At 63.5% G+C, this 244-nt stretch carries 1 protein-coding gene; it reads left to right on the top strand.

What is annotated here, in order from left to right; translation table 11 throughout:
• The coding region (locus tag HOP58_RS22940) for a TRAP transporter small permease subunit (RefSeq protein ID WP_234261944.1) at nt 1-244 on the top strand (244 nt) is incomplete at both ends.

The following is a 244-nucleotide window of genomic DNA, read 5'->3' as shown; positions in this document are numbered from 1 at the left end:
CTCAAGCGCCTGCTGTCGCGCAAGAAGCAGGCGCTGCTCGAGATCCTCGGCTACCTGATCTTCTTCGTGCCGTTCATCTACATGCTGGTCACCCTGGGCTGGAGCTTCTTCCTGCGCTCCTGGAGCCGCGGCGAGACCACCTACGGCATGGTCTCGATCCCGGTCTATCCGATCAAGGGGGTGATCGTGGTGGCCGCCGTGCTGATCCTGCTGCAGGCCATCGCCATCGTCATCCGCGCCATCC

Origin of the sequence: Halomonas sp. MCCC 1A11062, from assembly GCF_021404355.1 — a bacterium.
Taxonomy (GTDB): Bacteria; Pseudomonadota; Gammaproteobacteria; order Pseudomonadales; family Halomonadaceae; genus Halomonas; species Halomonas aerodenitrificans.
Note: the sequence above shows the minus strand (reverse complement) of the source record. Positions and strands in the feature narration are given on the sequence as shown.